The sequence below is a fragment of the Corallococcus sp. NCSPR001 genome (genome assembly GCF_017309135.1).
GTDB lineage: Bacteria > Myxococcota > Myxococcia > Myxococcales > Myxococcaceae > Corallococcus.
On sequence record NZ_JAFIMS010000002.1, the window covers coordinates 1,726,666 to 1,744,380 of the forward strand.

The 17,715-nt window shown below is 66.9% G+C and carries 14 protein-coding genes and 1 tRNA gene; 5 read left to right on the forward strand and 10 right to left on the reverse strand.

From position 1 onward, the window contains the following. Window positions 1-46: 46 nt before the first annotated feature. Window positions 47-1,618, reverse strand: coding sequence for a serine hydrolase (locus JYJ93_RS09190; protein ID WP_206788115.1), 1,572 nt, complete (start codon window positions 1,616-1,618; stop codon window positions 47-49). A gap of 207 nt (window positions 1,619-1,825) precedes the next feature. Here JYJ93_RS09190 and JYJ93_RS09195 point away from each other — a divergent pair, with 207 nt between their 5' ends. Both JYJ93_RS09195 and JYJ93_RS09200 read left to right on the forward strand, forming a co-directional pair. Next, the gene (locus JYJ93_RS09195; protein ID WP_206788117.1) at window positions 1,826-3,451 is read left to right on the forward strand and encodes a hypothetical protein; all 1,626 of its coding nucleotides are present in this window, start codon (window positions 1,826-1,828) and stop codon (window positions 3,449-3,451) included. A 15-nt stretch (window positions 3,452-3,466) separates the two neighbouring features. Next, on the forward strand, window positions 3,467-4,093 hold the full coding sequence (locus JYJ93_RS09200) for a hypothetical protein (RefSeq protein ID WP_206788119.1): 627 nt from the start codon (window positions 3,467-3,469) through the stop codon (window positions 4,091-4,093). Window positions 4,094-4,167: 74 nt separating this feature from the next. On the opposite strand, the gene JYJ93_RS09205 is transcribed toward JYJ93_RS09200, so the two are convergent. From JYJ93_RS09205 to JYJ93_RS09225, 5 genes are all read right to left on the reverse strand, one after another. Next, on the reverse strand, window positions 4,168-5,526 hold the full coding sequence (locus JYJ93_RS09205) for a hypothetical protein (protein ID WP_242543743.1): 1,359 nt from the start codon (window positions 5,524-5,526) through the stop codon (window positions 4,168-4,170). A 223-nt stretch (window positions 5,527-5,749) separates the two neighbouring features. Then, window positions 5,750-5,826 (reverse strand) — tRNA-Asp (locus JYJ93_RS09210). Window positions 5,827-6,048: 222 nt separating this feature from the next. Further along, entirely contained in the window at window positions 6,049-8,067 is a 2,019-nt protein-coding gene (locus tag JYJ93_RS09215; protein WP_206788121.1) for a putative metal-binding motif-containing protein, read from the reverse strand. Further along, window positions 8,064-8,918, reverse strand: a complete 855-nt coding sequence (locus tag JYJ93_RS09220) for a hypothetical protein (RefSeq protein WP_206788131.1) — start codon at window positions 8,916-8,918, stop codon at window positions 8,064-8,066. Before JYJ93_RS09220 ends, JYJ93_RS09215 begins: the two co-directional genes overlap by 4 nt. Before the next feature lie 189 nt (window positions 8,919-9,107). Further along, window positions 9,108-9,692 carry a CAP domain-containing protein gene (locus JYJ93_RS09225; RefSeq protein WP_206788133.1) on the reverse strand — a complete coding sequence of 195 codons (585 nt, stop codon included), beginning with the start codon at window positions 9,690-9,692 and terminating at the stop codon, window positions 9,108-9,110. Window positions 9,693-9,789: 97 nt separating this feature from the next. On the opposite strand from JYJ93_RS09225, the gene JYJ93_RS09230 reads away from it, so the two are divergent. Next, a complete protein-coding gene (locus JYJ93_RS09230) occupies window positions 9,790-10,365 on the forward strand; it encodes a hypothetical protein (protein ID WP_206788135.1) in 576 nt (191 codons plus the stop codon). Here the strand turns inward: JYJ93_RS09230 and JYJ93_RS09235 are convergent, their stop codons facing one another. Further along, window positions 10,366-10,953: a Crp/Fnr family transcriptional regulator gene (locus tag JYJ93_RS09235; protein WP_206788137.1), complete on the reverse strand. Its 588-nt coding sequence runs from the start codon at window positions 10,951-10,953 to the stop codon at window positions 10,366-10,368. Between the two features lie 67 nt (window positions 10,954-11,020). Here JYJ93_RS09235 and JYJ93_RS09240 point away from each other — a divergent pair, with 67 nt between their 5' ends. Together JYJ93_RS09240 and JYJ93_RS09245 are read left to right on the forward strand one after the other, a co-directional pair. Further along, the gene (locus JYJ93_RS09240) at window positions 11,021-12,253 is read left to right on the forward strand and encodes a sterol desaturase family protein (RefSeq protein ID WP_206788139.1); all 1,233 of its coding nucleotides are present in this window, start codon (window positions 11,021-11,023) and stop codon (window positions 12,251-12,253) included. A gap of 124 nt (window positions 12,254-12,377) precedes the next feature. Next, window positions 12,378-13,220, forward strand: coding sequence for an alpha/beta hydrolase (locus JYJ93_RS09245; protein WP_206788141.1), 843 nt, complete (start codon window positions 12,378-12,380; stop codon window positions 13,218-13,220). 45 nt (window positions 13,221-13,265) lie between these two features. Here JYJ93_RS09245 and JYJ93_RS09250 read toward each other — a convergent pair whose 3' ends face one another. From JYJ93_RS09250 to JYJ93_RS09260, 3 genes are all read right to left on the reverse strand, one after another. Beyond that, on the reverse strand, window positions 13,266-14,594 hold the full coding sequence (locus JYJ93_RS09250) for a DUF418 domain-containing protein (RefSeq protein WP_206788143.1): 1,329 nt from the start codon (window positions 14,592-14,594) through the stop codon (window positions 13,266-13,268). Between the two features lie 72 nt (window positions 14,595-14,666). Next, window positions 14,667-15,248: a hypothetical protein gene (locus JYJ93_RS09255; protein ID WP_206788145.1), complete on the reverse strand. Its 582-nt coding sequence runs from the start codon at window positions 15,246-15,248 to the stop codon at window positions 14,667-14,669. A gap of 17 nt (window positions 15,249-15,265) precedes the next feature. After that, window positions 15,266-17,215 (reverse strand): tetratricopeptide repeat protein, encoded by a 1,950-nt coding sequence (locus JYJ93_RS09260; RefSeq protein WP_206788155.1) that lies wholly within the window; start codon window positions 17,213-17,215, stop codon window positions 15,266-15,268. Window positions 17,216-17,715: the final 500 nt, after the last annotated feature.

Consider the following 17,715-nt stretch of genomic DNA (forward strand, 5'->3'; position numbering starts at 1 on the left):
CCGAAGCCAGGCCGGGCCTGCCGCTCCTCCATGCGCGGCGCACGGCTCACTTCCCGGTGGACACCCCCAGCTTTTCGAGGACCTTCACCGCATTGGCATTCTTCGCGTCCAGCGCGAGTGACTTCCTGTAGCTCGCGATGGCTTCTTCCTTCTGTCCCAGTTGGAGCTGTGCCTCGCCCAGGCTGTCGTAGGCATTCGCATCCGTCGGGAAGAGCTTCACGTTCGCTTCGAACACCCGCACCGCTTCCGCGCCCTTGCCGTCTCCCAGCAACCGGTAGCCGAGCTGGTTCAGGTGCCCTGGCTCCAGGCCCTTCATGCCCTCGTGATGCTTCGCGGTGTACCAGGCGAGCGCGGTGTCGACGCCCTTGAGCCGCATGAGCACATCCACGTGGGCGGACGGCGACTCGGGCTCGGGCTTGAACCCGGTCCAGCCATACTCGGCCGCGACGCTGGCGATGAGGCGGTCGAAGAGCAGGAAGCCGTTGTCGGAGTTGGCCATGACGAACACGCCGCTGCCCGTGTCACTGAAGGCCATGAACGCGGCCTGGAAGCCTTCATCCGAGCCTCCGTGAACGAAGCGGTCGGTGCCGGGCTCCACCTGGAAGCCCAATCCGAACGACTCCGACTGCCGCGTCAGCATCTGCTTCGTCATCGCTTGCGACAGCACGCGCTTGGACTTCCCCGCCTTCGCGCTGGACACCTCAAGGGCGACCCGCGCGAGGTCGGACGGCGTGGTCCACAGTCCGGCCGCGGCCATCTCCGGGTACACGTGCCAGCGGCCCGCGACGCTCTTCCCGCTGGCATACGTCCCGGTCGCGGTCCTTGCGGCGAGGGCCGGAGGGAGGGGCTGCTCGTAGGAGCTGCTGCTCATGCCGAGCGGCTTCAGCACCGTCTCCCGCATGACCTGGGGGAACGGCTTCCGGAGCTGATCCACCATCATCAGTTGGACGATGGATGTCCCCCCGCCGCTGTAGCGCGTCTTCGTACCGGGGACGAGGTCGACGCGCACCGGGGCCGTGTTCGCGGGCGCCTCGCCCTCCAACACCTGCACCAGCGTGGGCATGGGGGCGTCGACGGCGTACCCGGGAAAGCCATGCACGGTCGTCCCCGCGCTGTGGCTGAGCAGCCGGCGCAGGGTGACCTTCTGCTCCTTCGTGAGGTCGTTCTCGGGGACCTTCCACGAGCGCAGCCTGTCGTTGATGTTCTCGTCGAGCGACCATCTGCCAGCCTCGACGAAGTGCAGCGCCGCCAGGGCCGTCACGGGCTTGCTGATGGAGCCTGCCTGGAACAGCGTCTCCAGGGTGACGGGCTCCGAGCCACCCGCCTCCTTCACGCCATAGGTCCTGGCCCAGACGATGGCGTGCTTGTCGACGACGGCGATGCTCAGCCCGGGGATCCGGTACAGCGCCATCCACTGCGAGAGCGTCAGGCTCTGGGGTTTCTCGCCTTCGATGACGACCGGGGCCAGGCCCGCCTCCACTCGCGCCGCGCGGGCCGCCTGTGCAGGGCTGGCCAGCCATTGCGTCGCGGGCTTCTTCGTCCCCTCCGCCGCGAGGGCCGCACCTCCCGGGCTGAACACGATGGCCGCGAGCATGAGGCGGGACAGGGAACGACGCATGGGTTCACCAAGGGAAGGAGTCCGCGAGGTGTACGCCCGCCTCTCCGTTCGATTGCCGGCCCGACCTCGGGACCGCAGAGGAGGACCGCCTGGCATCAGGGCGTGGGCAGGGCTGTCACGTGGCCGGTAATCACCCGTTGGGGTCTCCTGGGGATGAAGGCAAACCGCTGGCTGTTGCTGGGCGCCCTGGGTGTGGCCCTCGGTGTCGTGGCTTGTAGCAGTGGAGACATCGGCAAGCCGCCGGACCCTCCGCCGGTCACGGTGGATGCCGGAACGGACGCGGGGCCGCAGCCCCTGCCCGACGCGGGGCCTGGCTCCCAGTGCCTCGGCGAGGGCACGGCGTGCAGCCGGGACTCGGGCGCCCAGTGCTGTACGGGCCTCTGCTCGGACACGGGCGTCTGTCCGGCCCCCAGTGCCCAGTGCACCGCCGCGGGCGAGGCCTGCACCAGCGGCATCGAGTGCTGCACGAACAGCTGCCTGGACGGCAGGTGCTCCACGCTGCAGTGCTTGGACGTAGGCAGCACGTGCGCGAGCGCGGAGGCGTGCTGCACGAAGCTCTGTGGCGCGGACGGCAAGTGCGCGGCGCTGCCTTCCAGCAGCACCAGCAGCTGCAAGGTGCCGGGCCAGGCCTGCACCGGCGCGGGGGACTGCTGCTCCAGCAACTGCCAGGGAGGAGTCTGCAAGGCAGCGTACTCGTGCCAGGCCAATAACGACCTGTGCATGAAGGGCGCGGACTGCTGCGGCGGTGTGTGCTCGCAGGAGAACACGGGCACCCCGGGCCGCTGCGTGGCGGTCAGCGGTGGCGGCGCGGGCGGCTGCCTCCAGGACGGCAATCCGTGCTCGGGCTCCAGCACCTGCTGTTCGCGCACGTGCGTGGACCTGGGCTACGGGACCACCGTGTGCCAGCCGGTGGGCGGCTGCCGTCCCACGGGCGACTACTGCACCGACGACGGCGTGTGCTGTGGCGGCGAGAAGCTGTCCAACGCGGTGGACTGCCGCGAGAGCCGTTGTGACAAGCCGAATGGCTGCAACCCGGTGGGCAACATCTGCGGCAGCGGCCAGCTGCCGGATGGCGGCATCATCGACGTGAACGCCCGCGAGGCCTGCTGCGACGGCCAGAAGGCCGTGTGCAAGGTGGACTCCGTCGGCGTGCCGCGCTGCTTCGGCGGCTGCCCCAACAACAACTGCCCGGCGGGCTGCCCCACGGGCTACACCGGCGAGGAGCCGTGCTGCATCGCGCAGGACCAGCAGTGCCAGTTCTCCGACCAGTGCTGCGGCGGGGCGCGCTGCCTGCCCGGCGCGGATGGCGGCCTGACCTGCCAGAAGGTGACGTGCGATCCCGTGGGCACGCCCTGTGACCCGCGGAACTCCAGGTGCTGTGCGGGCACCACCTGCTTCGTCGCCTCCGAGTTTGGCTATGCCTGCCGTACCGGGAACGTGCCGGGCGGTGGCGGCACGGACGGTGGCACGGGCACCCAGGACGCAGGCACGGGGGGGACGGACGCGGGCACGTGCGCCGCGAACGGGAAGGCCTGTGCCTCGGGCGCCGCCTGCTGCTCCGGCATCTGCTCCAATGGCACCTGCTCGGCTCCCAGCGCGTGTCAGCCCCAGGGCCAGGCCTGCACGACGCCCGCGGACTGCTGCGTCGGGCTCGGCTGCAACATCCCGGGTGGGAGCGTCGTCGGCACCTGCGAGACGGGTTCGACCTGCTCCGCCGGCGGTCAGGCGTGCTCGCCCACCAGCCCGTGCTGCCCGCGGCTCAACTGCGAGACGATCAGCGGGGAAGCCTGCACTGGCACGACGCCCTGCGTGTGCAACAGCCCCATCGGATGACAGGAGACACCCATCATGCTCACACCTTTTCCGCGTGCCGTGACCGCTGTCGCGTGCTCCCTCTTCCTGTCCCTGGGCCTCACGGCTTGCGGTGATGACGACATCAGCTCCGACGAGCAGGCCCGCCGCGCGTACCTCGGGCTCGACCCGTCCGTCAGCAAGGCCCTGCAGCTGGGCTTCGTCGGCTTCAACACCGCGTCCAGCGCGAACATCGCGCCCCAGTCCACGACGGGCGACGTCTCCGGGACGCTGCTCGTCACCGGGCAGGTGGACCAGGGCAGCTCGGCCAACAAGGGCATGCGCCTGCGCATTGGCATGACCGGGTACTCTGACGGAGAGATCCTCCCAGGCGGGGACGAGGACCCGGTGAACATCACCTACGCGTCGAGCACGGACACGGCGGCGCAGCCGGAGCTCACCCTCCAACTGCGCGACATCCCGGACGGCACGTTCACCGGGACGCTCAAGGGGCCCTTCCAGATGACGGGAGACCTGGAGGGCAGCGTCATCCTGGATCTCACCCTCACGGGTGAAATCGAGGACGACGGCACCGGCAAGGTCCGCCGCACGCCGGGCAGCACCCACGTGACGGGCACCGCCACGTCCGGCGATGGCGTCTACACCGTCGACGTCACGCAGTAGCAGGCTGCACGTGAAAGAAGCCCAGCAACCCGATGGGGTTGCTGGGCTTCTGACTGCACCCACGGGGCTCCGGCCTACAGCGCGAGGATGCGCACCTGGAGCTGCCCCGTGCGCACCTCCGTGACGAGCACCAGCTCACCGTCGTGCACGAACACCCGCTTCGCGATGCCAGGGTGGTAGCCCGCGGAGAGGATGTCGAAGGTGCTGCTCAGCACGCGCAGCTGCGTCGTGTTGCCCACCGTGTCGATGAGGTAGTAGCGGCCGCCGTGGAACGCAGCGTCCACGAACGACAGGCCCATGCTGGTGCGGTAGGTGAGGTCGCCAGCGTTGAAGAACAGGCCGCTGCCCACCAGGACGCCTGACTCGTCCGGCAGGAGCCGGATGGGGTTGGGCAGGTTGTAGTCACCGTGGTACGGCGAGTCCCGCTCGGCGCCCAGCGTGCCCGCCACCGGGTCCACGTCCACCATCGTCACGTCCGTCGGGGAGACGCCCGAGTTGAGCAGGTAGACGCGCTTGTTCACCGGGGAGAACACGAGGCTGCGGGCGGAGTAGCGCCACTCGGCCGTGGCGACGCGCGCACCCGTGGCGCGCTGGTAGAGCGAGTGCGAATCCCACGCGCCGGAGCCGTCGATGGTGAACAGGTAGTTGCCGGCCACCACCATGCTGGAGACCGTCTCCGGCGCCGCGGCGAAGAAGCGGGCGGTGCCGTCGCGCGAGAAGGCGTCCATGCGCCCGCCGGTGTAGGCCAGGTACGTGGTGGCCCCGTCCGGAGTCACCGCCATGGACACGGCGTCGGCCGTGCCCGCGTAGGCGCTCAGGAAGCGGCGATTCTTCACGTCGAGCCGGTGGACCCGGTCGGCGGTGCGGTCGAAGAAGTGGATGATGCCTCCGCTGGTCAGTGTGGCGTCGTCCACGTTGAAGGCCAGCTGCGCGCCATCGAGGACGATGCCCCCATCCGAGGGCGACCCGCCGTCGGACGTGCCCCCGTCGCTGGACGGCTCACCCGTCTCCAGCGACCCGATGATGTCGATGCCACCGGTGCCCGGCGTGCTGGGGCAGTTCGTGAGGTCACGGCGCAGGACGAGGTTGGCCGAGGTGACGCTGCCCGCGACCACATCTACCTGGGTGCTGCCCGAGTACACCATCTGGCCGGAAGCGTTGAGCGCGTTCACCTGGACCGTGCGGGCCGTGCCCGCCGGGACCTGGGTGATGCGGCCCTGGATGGCCGCCTCTGTCACCTGGAGCGCCACGGGGCCCAGGGTCGTCATGTCCGGCGCGGAGACCGTCGCGGTGGCGGAAGTGACTCCGCAGACATCCCCCGTCAGGGCGATCTCCATGCGAATGATTTCGGAGCCCTCCGGGGGCATCCCCTGACACGAGGCAAGCCACGCGCACGTGGCCAGCATCCCCATCCATTGAATGGCAGTCTTCATGCTTGTCTGTTCCGTGGCCCCTTGGGACCACGCCCCCTGCTTGTGTCTGGTTGTGAGGCTTTGGCCGTGACGGGTGGCAGTCTAGAACCTGACGGCGACGGCTTCGCAATCGGTCTGAAGGGACAGGATGGCAAAGCCAGATGGAGTGGGCCGCATCCCACCAGGCCACCCGTTGCGGAAAAAGCGAAGGGCCCGGAACCTTTCGATTCCGGGCCCTTCTTGGTGGCGAGGAGTACGGGACTTGAACCCGTGGCCTCCGGCGTGACAGGCCGGCGTTCTAACCAACTGAACTAACTCCCCACAAAAGCCCCAGGGCGGAACGGGCTCTGAAGCTGAGCCGCTCACCTCGTGCGGGCGCCGGTCTACCGCTGATCACCGGATAAGTACAGGGGGAATGTGGACCCTCCTGTTGGACCGGCGGGCCCGGCACCAGGCCTGCTGGGTGGAACGGCCCACGGGCAAGGCCCCGGGGAAAGACGCGTCGATGGATCCGACGCGCGATTCCAGCCGGGGCCGGGCGACTCAGGGCGCCGTGAAGCTCACGACGGTGCCACCTTCGCCCGCCGCCACGATGCGAGCGGGTGAAGGGGCATCGAGCGAGTACAGCGGGGCTGGTCCTGTGTACACGGTGGTCCACACGGATCCGTTGTAGAAAAGGATCATCCCTGCGCTGGTGGCGACGTAGATGCCCTTCTCGCTGAAGGCAAGGACGTCCCGAATCTGGACCTTCGTTGTTCCGTCAGACTCGACGACGGTAGGCAAGGGGGTCCAGACGCCTCCACTCCTCTTGAAGACCAGTCCATTGTCGCCAGCCGCGTAGGCGAATCGGCTGTCCGTTACATGGATGCCTTTGAGGAATCCGTCGAAGCTTCCGCTCAACGGGTCTGAAACCCACTGAGAGCTTGCCGTGTCATAGCGGTAGGCAACTGCCTTGGCATTGCTACTCCCACCAACGGCCAACAACGTTCCCTCGGACCCGGAGTTCGCGATCGCACGAAGATTGTCACCAACATTACCGAAGGTAGAAAGAGCACCGCTCTGGCCGTAAGGTGATGTCCATTTGAAAATCCTGCCATTGCTTGAAACCGCATAGACGGTGGCGTCTTGCCCGGACTGCTCGATGCCGGTGATGCCATATAGCGATGTTGGAGCGGGCGCGGTGACCTGGAAACAACCGGGATCGCCGTTAAAGAGCCGGGTCACAATCTTCCCTGACTGCGCGACGGCGAAGAGCCGTCCGTTCGCGGACGCCCATGCCGCCGTCCAGTTATCCAGGCAGGAGGAATGCGTATACGGCGTTGCAGTGCCAGTTGTGAAGTCGTAATGGACGAGATTGTTTGTGCCAACCAGCCATCCCTTTTGCCCATTGTCGTAAAGGGTGATGGCCGTCAGGCTATCGCTTCCACCGACTGACGTTTTCACCGTCCAGGTGAGTGGACCACACCCCTCGTCCACCGTGCCAGAGCAGTTGTTGTCCAGCCGGTCGCAGACCTCCGGTAGCCCATTCCGGACGTAGACAGAACTCTCGTCGCAGTCCTGGGCGGGCGAGACACCACCTGCAACGGGCGACTCACAGGCCTGCTCCGCCACTGCCTGGCCCTCGAAGCCGTCACCGTCGCTGTCCACGTACCAGGTCAGCGGCTCCTCGATAGGCACACAAGCAGTCTGGCTTGAGGTGCTGGCACATGCCACCTTGCCAGCGCATTTGAACTCAGTCTCGCAATCACTGCCGAGATTGAAGTTCTCGTCGTTCGTGCCATTGCAGTTGTCATCCTTGCCATCGCAGAGGAACTCTGCCCGGCCCGGCCGGACTTGCGCGTCGTTGTCGTTGCAGTCACCGCCCAGAGCCACGGTCCCAGCAGGCTGGGAACAGGACTGCACCGCGACGTCTCCGTATCCGTCCCCATCTCCGTCCGTGTACCAGGTCGGCTTGTCGTCCGCGTCCGACTCTCCGAGGGTGCAGTTGTCATCCTTTCCGTTGCACACCTCCTTGGCGCTGGGGTTCACAGCCGGGTCCCCGTCATTGCAGTCGGAGCCCTTGATGGTCCCCCCGGGGCCACCGCTACTGAAGTAGCCGTCTCCATCTCCATCAATGGCGCTCACCGTGAAGGCCACGTCCAGCGTGCCCCCCTCGGGGACGTCCGTCTTCTTCTCCTGCGCGGCCCCAACCAAGGGGGCTGAACAGTCGATCTCATGCAACTGCGTCGTCACGTTCAGCGTGTGGCCCCAGTCCTTCGTCCGGAACACCATCACCGACACGGAACCGGGCGTCTTGCCGGGGAGCGCTACGTCGAGGCTGCTCGTGTTCCCCGGGTTGGCCGCGTCCGTTGCGGTCACCGTGACGCACCCGCGCTCGAAGCCGCTGTATTCGAAGGTGACGTTCAGCGCTCCACCCGTCCAGTCGCCAATGCTCCCGTCGGCGTTGCCACACCGTTCAGGGAACTGCTTGCACAGCTTCTGCTTTTCCAGATCGAAGTCGGTGCAGGCCACGCTCGCGAGCACGAACAGGACCAGCGCTGCCCGCAGTCGAAACAGGTTCATGGCCACCTCCCATACACAAGCGCCGACCGGCCATCCGTTCCCATCTGCATGGCGAGGTTCTTCTCGGGAGCACCGATCAGATACATGCCCGTCGCCAACCCCAGCCCCAGCACACCGACCCCCAGCATTCCGACGCCCGCGGCTTGCAGTGTCCGCCCCCGCGACGCGGCCCGGTCAATGTCCGCGAAGTTCGCCAGGGACGGGTCCGCGTTGCGAAGCTTCGACAGCTCTCCACGAGACAGGGCCCAGGAAATCCCACCCGCGACGGTGAGCGCGCCGCCGGCGATCGCGGGGATATAGGCCTTGGAGCGCAAGGAACTCTTCCGCGTCTCCTGGGTCACCTGGAGCGGGGGCGCGATGGGCGCCGATGCCACCTCGACGCTGGCCGGAGACGTGATGCGAGGCGGTGCGGATGGCGGAGGGCCTTCACGCGGTACATCCGTCGCCTGACGCGGTGCGGGCGAGGGCTTGGGCGCGTCACGGCGCGTCTGTTGCGTGCGCTTCACCACCTTCCGCAGCGATTCGAACTGGTTCGCCACCTTGGGCGACACCTTCAAGGGGAGCTGTGCGTCCGGCCGCAGGAACAGGGCGGCCATGAAGGCAGCGTTGGACTCCTCCGTCCGGCTCAACTCCGCCATGAGCAAGCCTTCCCAGAGTGAAAGTTCGACGTCGTCTTCCGGTCCGTTCGCCTGCCGCCGCGCCGTGGCGAGTTGGCCGAGGGCACTCTCGAACTCGAGCTCTTCGTAGAGACTGGCGATGGCCTCCAGATGGCCTTTCACCTCGCTGCTTGGAGCCGCCAGCCCGACTGACGGCAGGATGACGAGAAAGACCCAGCACAGGGGCGGCCCCAATGCCTGAGATGAACGCATGAACTCCTCCCGGAACCGGGCAACTCCTAACATGCGGAGTAGGGGAGGGGGAATGAGAGCGGTCCATTCGCCCCTTCAGCCTGGCACGCAGGGCGACTACGAAGGGGGCCGCGGCTGCCAGGACGGATCAGGCCCGACGAAGGGGGTTCCACCTGGCTACGGGCGGTGCCGCTACGGCCGGCCGAAATCCAGCACCCAATAGCTGTACGTGCTGCCCTGCACGGTGGACTGTCCGATGCCCACGTGAATGTGCGCCGGGCTCATGATGTTGTTGCAGTCGCGGGGATTGGCCATCCATGCATCCACCACCGCCTCCACCGTGCTGTAACCAGCGGCGACGTTCTCCTCCACGTACGATAGCGGGGTGTAGCCCGCGTTCGTGACGCGCCGCAAGGGGGTCCAGCCATTCAGGCTGATGTATCCAAGGTAGCCATTCGTAGCCATGTCTTGGGCGTGATTGGTCGACGTGCACGTTAGTCTCGCGTTCACGGAGAGCGGAGGCACCGGCATCTTCGCCACCCCACCACAGTTAGCGCCCGCAGCACGTCGCTGGTTGAGGAGCGAAAGCACGAAGTTCTCCTGCGTCGCCGCCTTGCAGAAAGGATCGATGGTCGAGCGGCTCTCGACCGTTCGCAGGTCATCCGTCGGGAGGACCGTGGTTTCGCTCGTGGGCGTGGTCGTCTGCTCCGCTTCACAGCCACCCATCAGCGCAGCGCCAAGGAAGAGCAGGGCAAGAGAACGGGATGAGGTCGTCATCGTAAACCTTTCTGTGGGCTAAGTCGGTTTGAGCGGATATTCCCACTTCAAGGGCTTCAGGTGAAGACGCACCACCCTGCTGCTATGAATGAGTCTCATGGGAAACGCATCTGGCAGGCAGAAGCAGAAGCCGCTCATTCTCGGTCCCGCTCCTGGCGCCGGCATGGGCGCCTACGCGGTGGCGTTCGATGAGTTGGAAGACCGCGAGCTGGCCACGCTCAAGGAGAGCAAGTCCCCGGATACCTTCTACCTGCCGTGGAAGTCCGGTGACGTCACGGAGGGCGAGATCGATCTCTCGACCGGCACCCTCACGTACTTCTTCACCGCGAACCTGAGCGGTTGCAGCCTCTGGTACAAGTTCCAGGAGGGCCGCATCTTCATCCGGCACGAGGCGCGCACCGACAGCGCCTCGCAGAACCTGCACAAGCTGGCCGGCTTCAAGTGCGTCGTCGACAGCAGCCTGAACCCGGACGACATCCAGCTCTCGGTCGACCAGGAAACGATGGTTCGCCGGGCGCGGTACTACGTCGTCTACGCGCTCTTCGACTACGAGGCGCGGCAGGTGGAGTTCCGCGCGCAACTGGTCGCGCAGCAGACGAACCTGGTCAGCCGGCAGGAGTCCTACGACCTCGTCAAGGTCTCCTCCAGCGTCGTCAAGTTCCCCAAGCTCTAGTCAACCGTCGCGCTTGCGGCGCCGGGATATGATGCGGCTCAGTCCCACCTCGGTGATGCCAAGGTAGGCCGCCACGTCGCGCTGGGGGACCCGTCCCTTCAAATGGGGATGCTCCTCCCAGAAGTTCACGAGCCGCTCCTCCGCGGACAGCTCCAGGAACTCCTGCTCACGGCGCTCCTTGAGCAGGAAGTGCTGCTCCGCCACGCGGCGCGCCAGCCGCTCCCAGCACACGTGGCCCTGCTCCAGCGCCTGGAAGTCCCGCGCCTGGAACACCAGCACGCGGCTCGGCTCCAGCGCTTCAATCGAGGTCATCGACGGCCGTCGCTGCAACATCTCCGCGTACGCGCCAATCAGCTCTCCCTCGGCGCGGAAGGCCTTGATGGACTCGCCCCCGCGTGGCGACACGCGCACGCCCCGGAAGACGCCCTGGAGCACCACGGCGAACCGGTCCGCCGCGTCCCCTGGCCGCAGGAAGAGCTCCCGCTTCGCGAGCGACTGTTCCTTCGCCACGGCCTCGGCCTTCACCCATTCCTCGGGAGGTAGCGGGGCCAGCGTGGCGAGGCGCTCGAAGAGCTTGGGGAATCTCACGGCTCGAAGGACCCTGGCTTGACCTGGGTTAAGGCGCAGGCCGCTGGGGGAACCATATACCGGCGGCATGTCCATCAACGTCTATGCCGTGGCGACGCCCTTCGTCATTGCCCTGGCCCTGACCGAGTTCGCCTGGTGCGTGGCGCGGCGCAACGGCTACTACAGCTTCCAGGACTCCATCGCGAGCATGGGCACGGCCGTGATGAACCAGTGCGTCAACGTCGCGGTGGCGCTGCTGGTGCTGCCCCTCTTCACGCAGTTGGGCCAGTTCGCGCCGTGGCGGCTGGACGCGACGTCGCCGCTGTCACTGGTGGCGCTCTTCCTGGGCGTCGACTTCCTCTTCTACTGGTTCCACCGCTTCGGCCACCGCACCAACATCGGCTGGGCGGCCCACTCGCCGCACCACTCCACCGAAGAGCTCAACTACGCGGTGGCCCTGCGCGCGAGCGTGACCCAGCGCCTCTTCTCGTTCCTCTTCTACTGGCCGCTGGTGCTGGTGGGCTTTCCGCCGGAGGCGGTGCTGGCGATGGTGGCCTTCCACCTGGTGCTCCAGTTCATCCCCCACACGCGGGTCATCCCCAAGCTCCCCCGGTGGGTGGAGTCGTGGCTGAACACGCCGTCGCACCACCGCGTGCACCACGCGCGCAACGACCTGTACATCGACAAGAACTACGCGGGCTTCCTCATCATCTGGGACCGGATGTTCGGCACCTACGAAGAGGAGACCGAGCCGTGCTCCTATGGCCTGACGACCCCGGCGAACACCTGGGACCCCACGGCCATCAACTTCCAAGCCTGGGCCCGGCTCTTCGCGGACGCCGTCGCCACGAAGAGCCACTGGGACCGGCTGCGCCTCTGGGTGATGCCCACGGGCTGGCGGCCCGCGGACCTTCCTCCTCGTGCGTTGGGCTACTGGAAGCAGGAGGGCGCGGAGGTGAAGTACCACTCGCGGGAACTGCCTGGCGTGCGGAGGTACCTCGTCTTCCAGTTGTTCGCGTCGATGCCGTTCATGCTCCTGGTGAGCCACCATGCCTCGCCGCTCTCGGGCTGGCAGAAGGTCGTGTTGAGCCTGCTGCTCTGGGCGATGGCGACCGCCTGGAGCGGCATGCTGGAGTCGAAGGCGTGGAGCGAGCCCCTGGAGCTCGCCCGGGTGCTCGCGATGGGGGTGGTCGTGACACTGTGGTTGGTCCAGGCCAGCGCGCCCCAGGCCTGGAGTGCGCTCACGGCGGCGTGGCTGATGGTCTCGCTGGTGTGGCTGCGCATGGCGAGGAGCGCCGTGGGCCGCGTCGCAGTGGACTGAGGGGCCGGGCGCCTTGCCGGGCGCGTTCATCCTGCCTGGACCCCGGTCCGGGTTGGCGCGGTGATATCGGCCACCCACCTTCCGCGCCGTCCCGCACCTCGCGCGGACTCATCCGGAGAGGCCGATGAACGCTCAGCGTTTCACCCCACGGAACATGCGCCGGCTGGGCCTGCTCCATGCTCTCTGGATGCTGCTGGCTGTCAGCGCCATTCCCTCCCAGGCCGTTGCATCCGAAGACGTGGCGAACACCGGCTGTCGTCGCAAGCCCACCATCGTCCTCGTCCACGGCGCGTTCGCCGACGCATCCGGCTGGGCCGATGTGATCAAACGGTTGCAGAGGCAAGGCTACACGGCGCACGCGTTCGCCAATCCCTTGCGAAGCATCTCGGGGGATGCGGAGTATCTTCGATACTTCCTGGGGACCCTCACCGGTCCCGTCGTCCTGGTCGGCCACTCCTACGGCGGAGCCATCATCACGAACGCGGCCAACGGGAACCCGAGCGTGAGGGCGCTCGTGTACATCGCCGCGTATGCACTGGATGAGGGGGAGAGCATCTCGGAGGCCAACACGCTCGGCGGCGGCCACTCCGAGCTTGGCGAGCACCTCGTCTTGCGCCCGTTCCCAGGGGGCGGAAGCTCGGACGCCGACGCATACATCGACCCCGCTTTCTTCCAGGAGCTCTTCGCGGCCGACCTCCGTGAGAAGGACGCGGCGGTGGGGGCCGCCAGTCAGCGCCCAGCCGCCGTCTCCGTCTTCAATGAGCCATCTGGGCCGCCAGCGTGGAAGGTCATTCCGTCCTGGTACATGGTCGCACGCGACGACAACACCATCCCGCCCGAGGCTGAACGCTTCATGGCCCGGCGCGCTCGCGCCCATACCGTCGAGATTCGCAGCTCACACGTCGCGATGATCAGCCACCCTGAAGCCGTCACCGAGCTGATCTTCAAGGCTGCTGGTTGCCGTTGACCCGCGGCTGGCCGCCGTTGATGTGTCCCTGGGCGCAGCGTCGCGCTATGCCGGCGCCGTCGTGCGTTGGCCCCGGGCGTCATCACGGCGCATCGGCTGGGCCTTGCCATACGTCAGCGACCGCCACACCCACTCCGCGGGGCCGAAGCGGAAGCGCGACAGCCACAGGTGGCTCCATGCCACCTGGACGCAGAAGATGGCCAGGCAGTACGCCACGCACGCCGTGGGGCCCAGCTTCGTGATGAAGCCCAGTCCGTATCCATAGAAGAACAGCACGCTGATGAGCGACTGTGACAGGTAGTTCGTCAGCGCCATGCGGCCCACGGGCGCGAGCAGGCCCAGCGCTCGCTGCCAGGGGGCCCGCTGGAAGAGCAGGGTGATGCCGGACACGTAGACGGCCGCGAAGCCCAGCTCGCCCAGGTTCCGCAGCGGCGCCATGACGAAGGACACCCACGTCGGCAGCGTCTCCGGGGTGAAGACCTGCTTGAGCATGAGCTGTTGCAGCACCAGGCCGCTGCCGCCGCCAATCACCCCGGCCACGAGCCCCCAGCCGAGGACCCGGCGGAACAGCCCCAGGTGCTGGGGCACGTCGTGGAAGATGCGGCGCTTCCCCGCCAGCAGGCCCAGCAGGAACCGGCCAAAGGTCGAGAGCGTGATGGCCAGCAGCAGCGGGAAGTAGTCGCGGAAGACGAAGTGGAAGGTGGCCTTCGTCACGTCCAACCAGCCTCCACCCGCGTAGGCCGCCAGCGTCCGGGCCCGGATGGCTTCGGATTTCTCGGTGGCCGCCTTGACGATGGCCGCGCCGGCCTCCGGTGAGTCCGCCATCAGCTGTGGGAGCTTGAGGATGACCACTCCCACGACGGACCACCCCAGGGCGAACAGCAGGGCCCAGATGAGCAGCGTCCGTTCCGAGCGCCCCCGGAACAGGAGCAGGCCGAAACCCAGCACCGCGTACGTGCTGAGGATGTCGCCGTACCAGATGAGGAACAGGTGGGAGAGCCCCATCACCAGCATCACCCCCAGCCGCCGGACATAGAGCGGTGTGATGGAGGCCCCTCGGGCCTCGGCGCGGCCCATCTGCACCGCGAAGCCGAGGCCGAAGAGGAACGAGAAGAGGGTGATGAACTTCCCCGCCACGAGGAACACGTACGCCTGCCAGGTGAGGGTGTCCGCGAGCGACGCGGTGTTCATCGCCGCGAGCGTCTGTTCTCGCGGCAGGAATGCCCTGCCGCTGAACCACACCATCACGTTGGAGATGAACACGCCGCACAGCGCGAAACCACGCAGTGTGTCGAGAAGCGCCAGCCGCTCGCTGGAGTCCACGGGACGGGCCTCGGCACTGGGGGACGAGACCTCGGAAGGGGCTGGGGTCATGCTCGGAGAAACCGTGGGCAACGTGAAACGGCCCACCCGTATTCCTCACGAGTGCTTCGCGCGGACTTCGCGTCAGGGAGGTGGGGGAAGCCCCGGCGGAAGCTGTTGCTCCTTGGACTGTACGGGTCCCAGGTGCTGCTGGAACCACGGGAGCAGCGAGGGCCCGTCCGACAGAAGCAGTTCAACGCCTTGCACTCCCGCTCCGCACCACCGCTCCTCGCGCAGGCGGAGGACGTCCTCGCGCACCAGTTGCGCGAAAACCGCCCGCCCGTCCCGGAAGTTCAGCTCCAGGAGGACGGACTCCCAAGGTGGCGTCGTCAGGGCCGGGGTCCGCGAAACCGCTGCCTGGGGCAGCGCGGTCCGAAGCTGCGTCAACAGCGGCTCGGGCATCCGCGCCAACACCTTGTCCCCCTGGCAGGAGACAAGACGGGCCGATTCGACAAGGGGCGCCTCCGCCTTGAGCCGCTCCGCCACGCTGGCGCCCGGCGAAGGCTTCGTGCTGGCGGACAGCGCTGGGGCCTCCACCTGGCCCTTCTCACCGCCCCCATGTTCCGAATCCGCGGTGCCCCGGGATTGCTCCTGACAGGCAGGCGCCATGAGCAGCGTCGCGGCAAGCCCCGCGCAGAGCCACGCCCGGATGACGCCAGGCCGCATGTCGGAATCAGAAGACATCAGCCCGTGGCGCGTGCGCGCTGCGTGGCATGGAGACGTGCTTCGATCTCCTGACGGTCCTCCGCTTCCGGCGCCATCCGCAGATACGTCTGGCAGTCGCGGACCGCGTCCTCTTCCCTCCCCAGGTCGAACAGCGCGATGGCCCGGTTGCGGTAGAGATCCGCCATCTGCGGCGCGTGGCGGATGGCCGCGTCGAGGTCGGCGGCTGCCTCCGCGATCTGGCCGGACGCGTAACGCAAGATGGCGCGATTCGCCAGGAGCCCGGGCTGGGCCGGCGAGAGCGCAAGCGCCGCGCTGTAATCCGCGATGGCCTGCTCGGAGAGGCCCAGGTCGTCATGGCAATCGGCGCGGCCACGCAAGGCGAGCAGGTTGTTGGGGGCCAGGTCCAACGCCTCGGAGAAGGCCTGCACCGCTTGCTGCGGGCGGTTCATCGCGCGATAGCACTGCGCCAGGTTGATCCAGACCTCCGCGTAGGGAGGACTGCAGTCAATGGCCTTTCGGAAATCCGCGAGCGCCTTGTCTGGCCGGCCTGACTTGAGGAACAGGGAGCCCCGCTCGTTGTAGTACTCCGAGTAGTTGGGATCCATCTCCATGGCGAGCGTGATCTGCGAGATCGCCTGCTCGACCATGTCCAGCCCCGCGTAGACCTGCGCGATGTTGTAGAGCAGCACGGAGCGGTGCAGCTTGTGCCGCTCCGGGTGGAGGTGCTCGCTGAGCCGTTCAAACCCCTGCTTGCACAACTCAATGGCTTCCTGGGGCCTGCGCTGCCGCATTCGCACGTAGGCCAGCCCATTGCGATTGAACACATGGGCGAAGTGCTTCTCGCCTTCGGGCAACGACGAGCGCTCGATCTCCTTCAGCGCGTCCTGGAGGTAGCGCTCCGCCCGGTCGTAGTCGGGCTGGGGAAGAAAGCGCGAATGCAACATCGCCAGGTTGTAGTCCAGCCGGATACAGGTCTCCGGAGACTCCACTCCCGGGTCCAGCCGCATCACGATCTGCAAAGCCCGGGCTGGCTCGCCCGCGGCGATATACCCATACATGAGGCTGAAGAGGGCCGAGCGGTAGAGCTTGGGGGCCTCCTTCGCGAGCAGGTCCAGCTCCCCGAGCACCCCGGCGCCGTACCGCATGGCGTCCGCGTAGGTTCCCCGGTGGATCGCGAGGTTCAGCGCGAGCGCCAGGCTCTTGCGCCACATGTCATCTCGCTGGGACTGCTTCCAGTATTTGAGCACCGCCGGGAGGTGCGCTTCATGCTCGGCGGGGTCCTTCGCCATCCGCTGTTCGAGCTCTTCCGCCAGCCGCGCAGCGGTGGCAGGACTCATGGGGGCCTCGGAAGAGGGCGCCAGGTCGAGCCGCACGCGCGAAACCTCGGCGGTGTGCATCTGGAGGGGCGGAATCTGCTCCTCGCCCGTACCAGGAGCCACGGCCAGGACCACGGTCACCTGGAGCGACTGCCCCCGTCGACGGAGGAGCTCTGAGACAAAGAGCTTTCCCAGCGTGCTCGCATGCTCGAAGGCATCGAAGACGAAGACCCACCGGCCCGCGGGCGCGAGCGCTCGCCACGTCGTGAGCAGATTGATGACACCCTGCACGACTCGAAAGGCGCGATCGGGTGGATAGTGCCGGACCTTCTCATCTCCCCTGGCCACGTCCGTGAGGGAGAAGCCCCGAACCTCCATCTTGTGCCGCAGCATGGGGAGGATCGTGCAGAGCTCATAGCTGTGCCGCTCCAAGAGCTCGGGGGCGTTCTGCTCGATGTCGCCCAGCAGGTCCGCCAGCACACCGCGGAGGCCGGCCCACGGCCCCTGCTCGTTGAAATCCGCGGTGACGTGCCACGTGCGTGCGGCCTGCGAACCTCCCTCGCGCAGCCAGCGCGCCAGGAGCTCCTGACGCCCGTCTCCAGGGGCTGCCTCGACCACAACGAGCGACGGAGTCTGCAAGGACTCAAGCAAGGGAAGCGAGTCGTGCCAGGGCATTGTCACTCCACAGGAGACGAGATGGACCGCATTCACGTGCCCGCGATGAAGGGCTCCAAATACAACGCCGTGCGCTCAGGAAGAGCGCACGGCGTCGGATTCCACTGCCTGGGAATTACGCCCAGATCGGTCCGTCAGAATCGCAGAGCCAATCGTAGAAAGGGAACGCCGTCTTCGCCATCTCGGCCTGAACAGTCAGCTTCTTCATCTTCATGAATAGCCTCCCAGATTCGATTTGCGGGGAACCCGCGCCAAAAACCTTCTCATTGGCAGTATTGAAGTGTCAAGCAATGACCTGAAAAGACTTTCAAGAGGGATTGACTGTCTGCATCAAATCCTTGCGTTGCCGCGTTGCGCAGTGGAGGGGCCGGGCAGCCCCATGGGGGCTCATTCCTGCCCCTCGGTTTTCCGAACGTTGACACGCCCTGGCGCTGGCGGTCGCACCGATGACCCGGAGCGTCCCGCCTGGAGTAGAA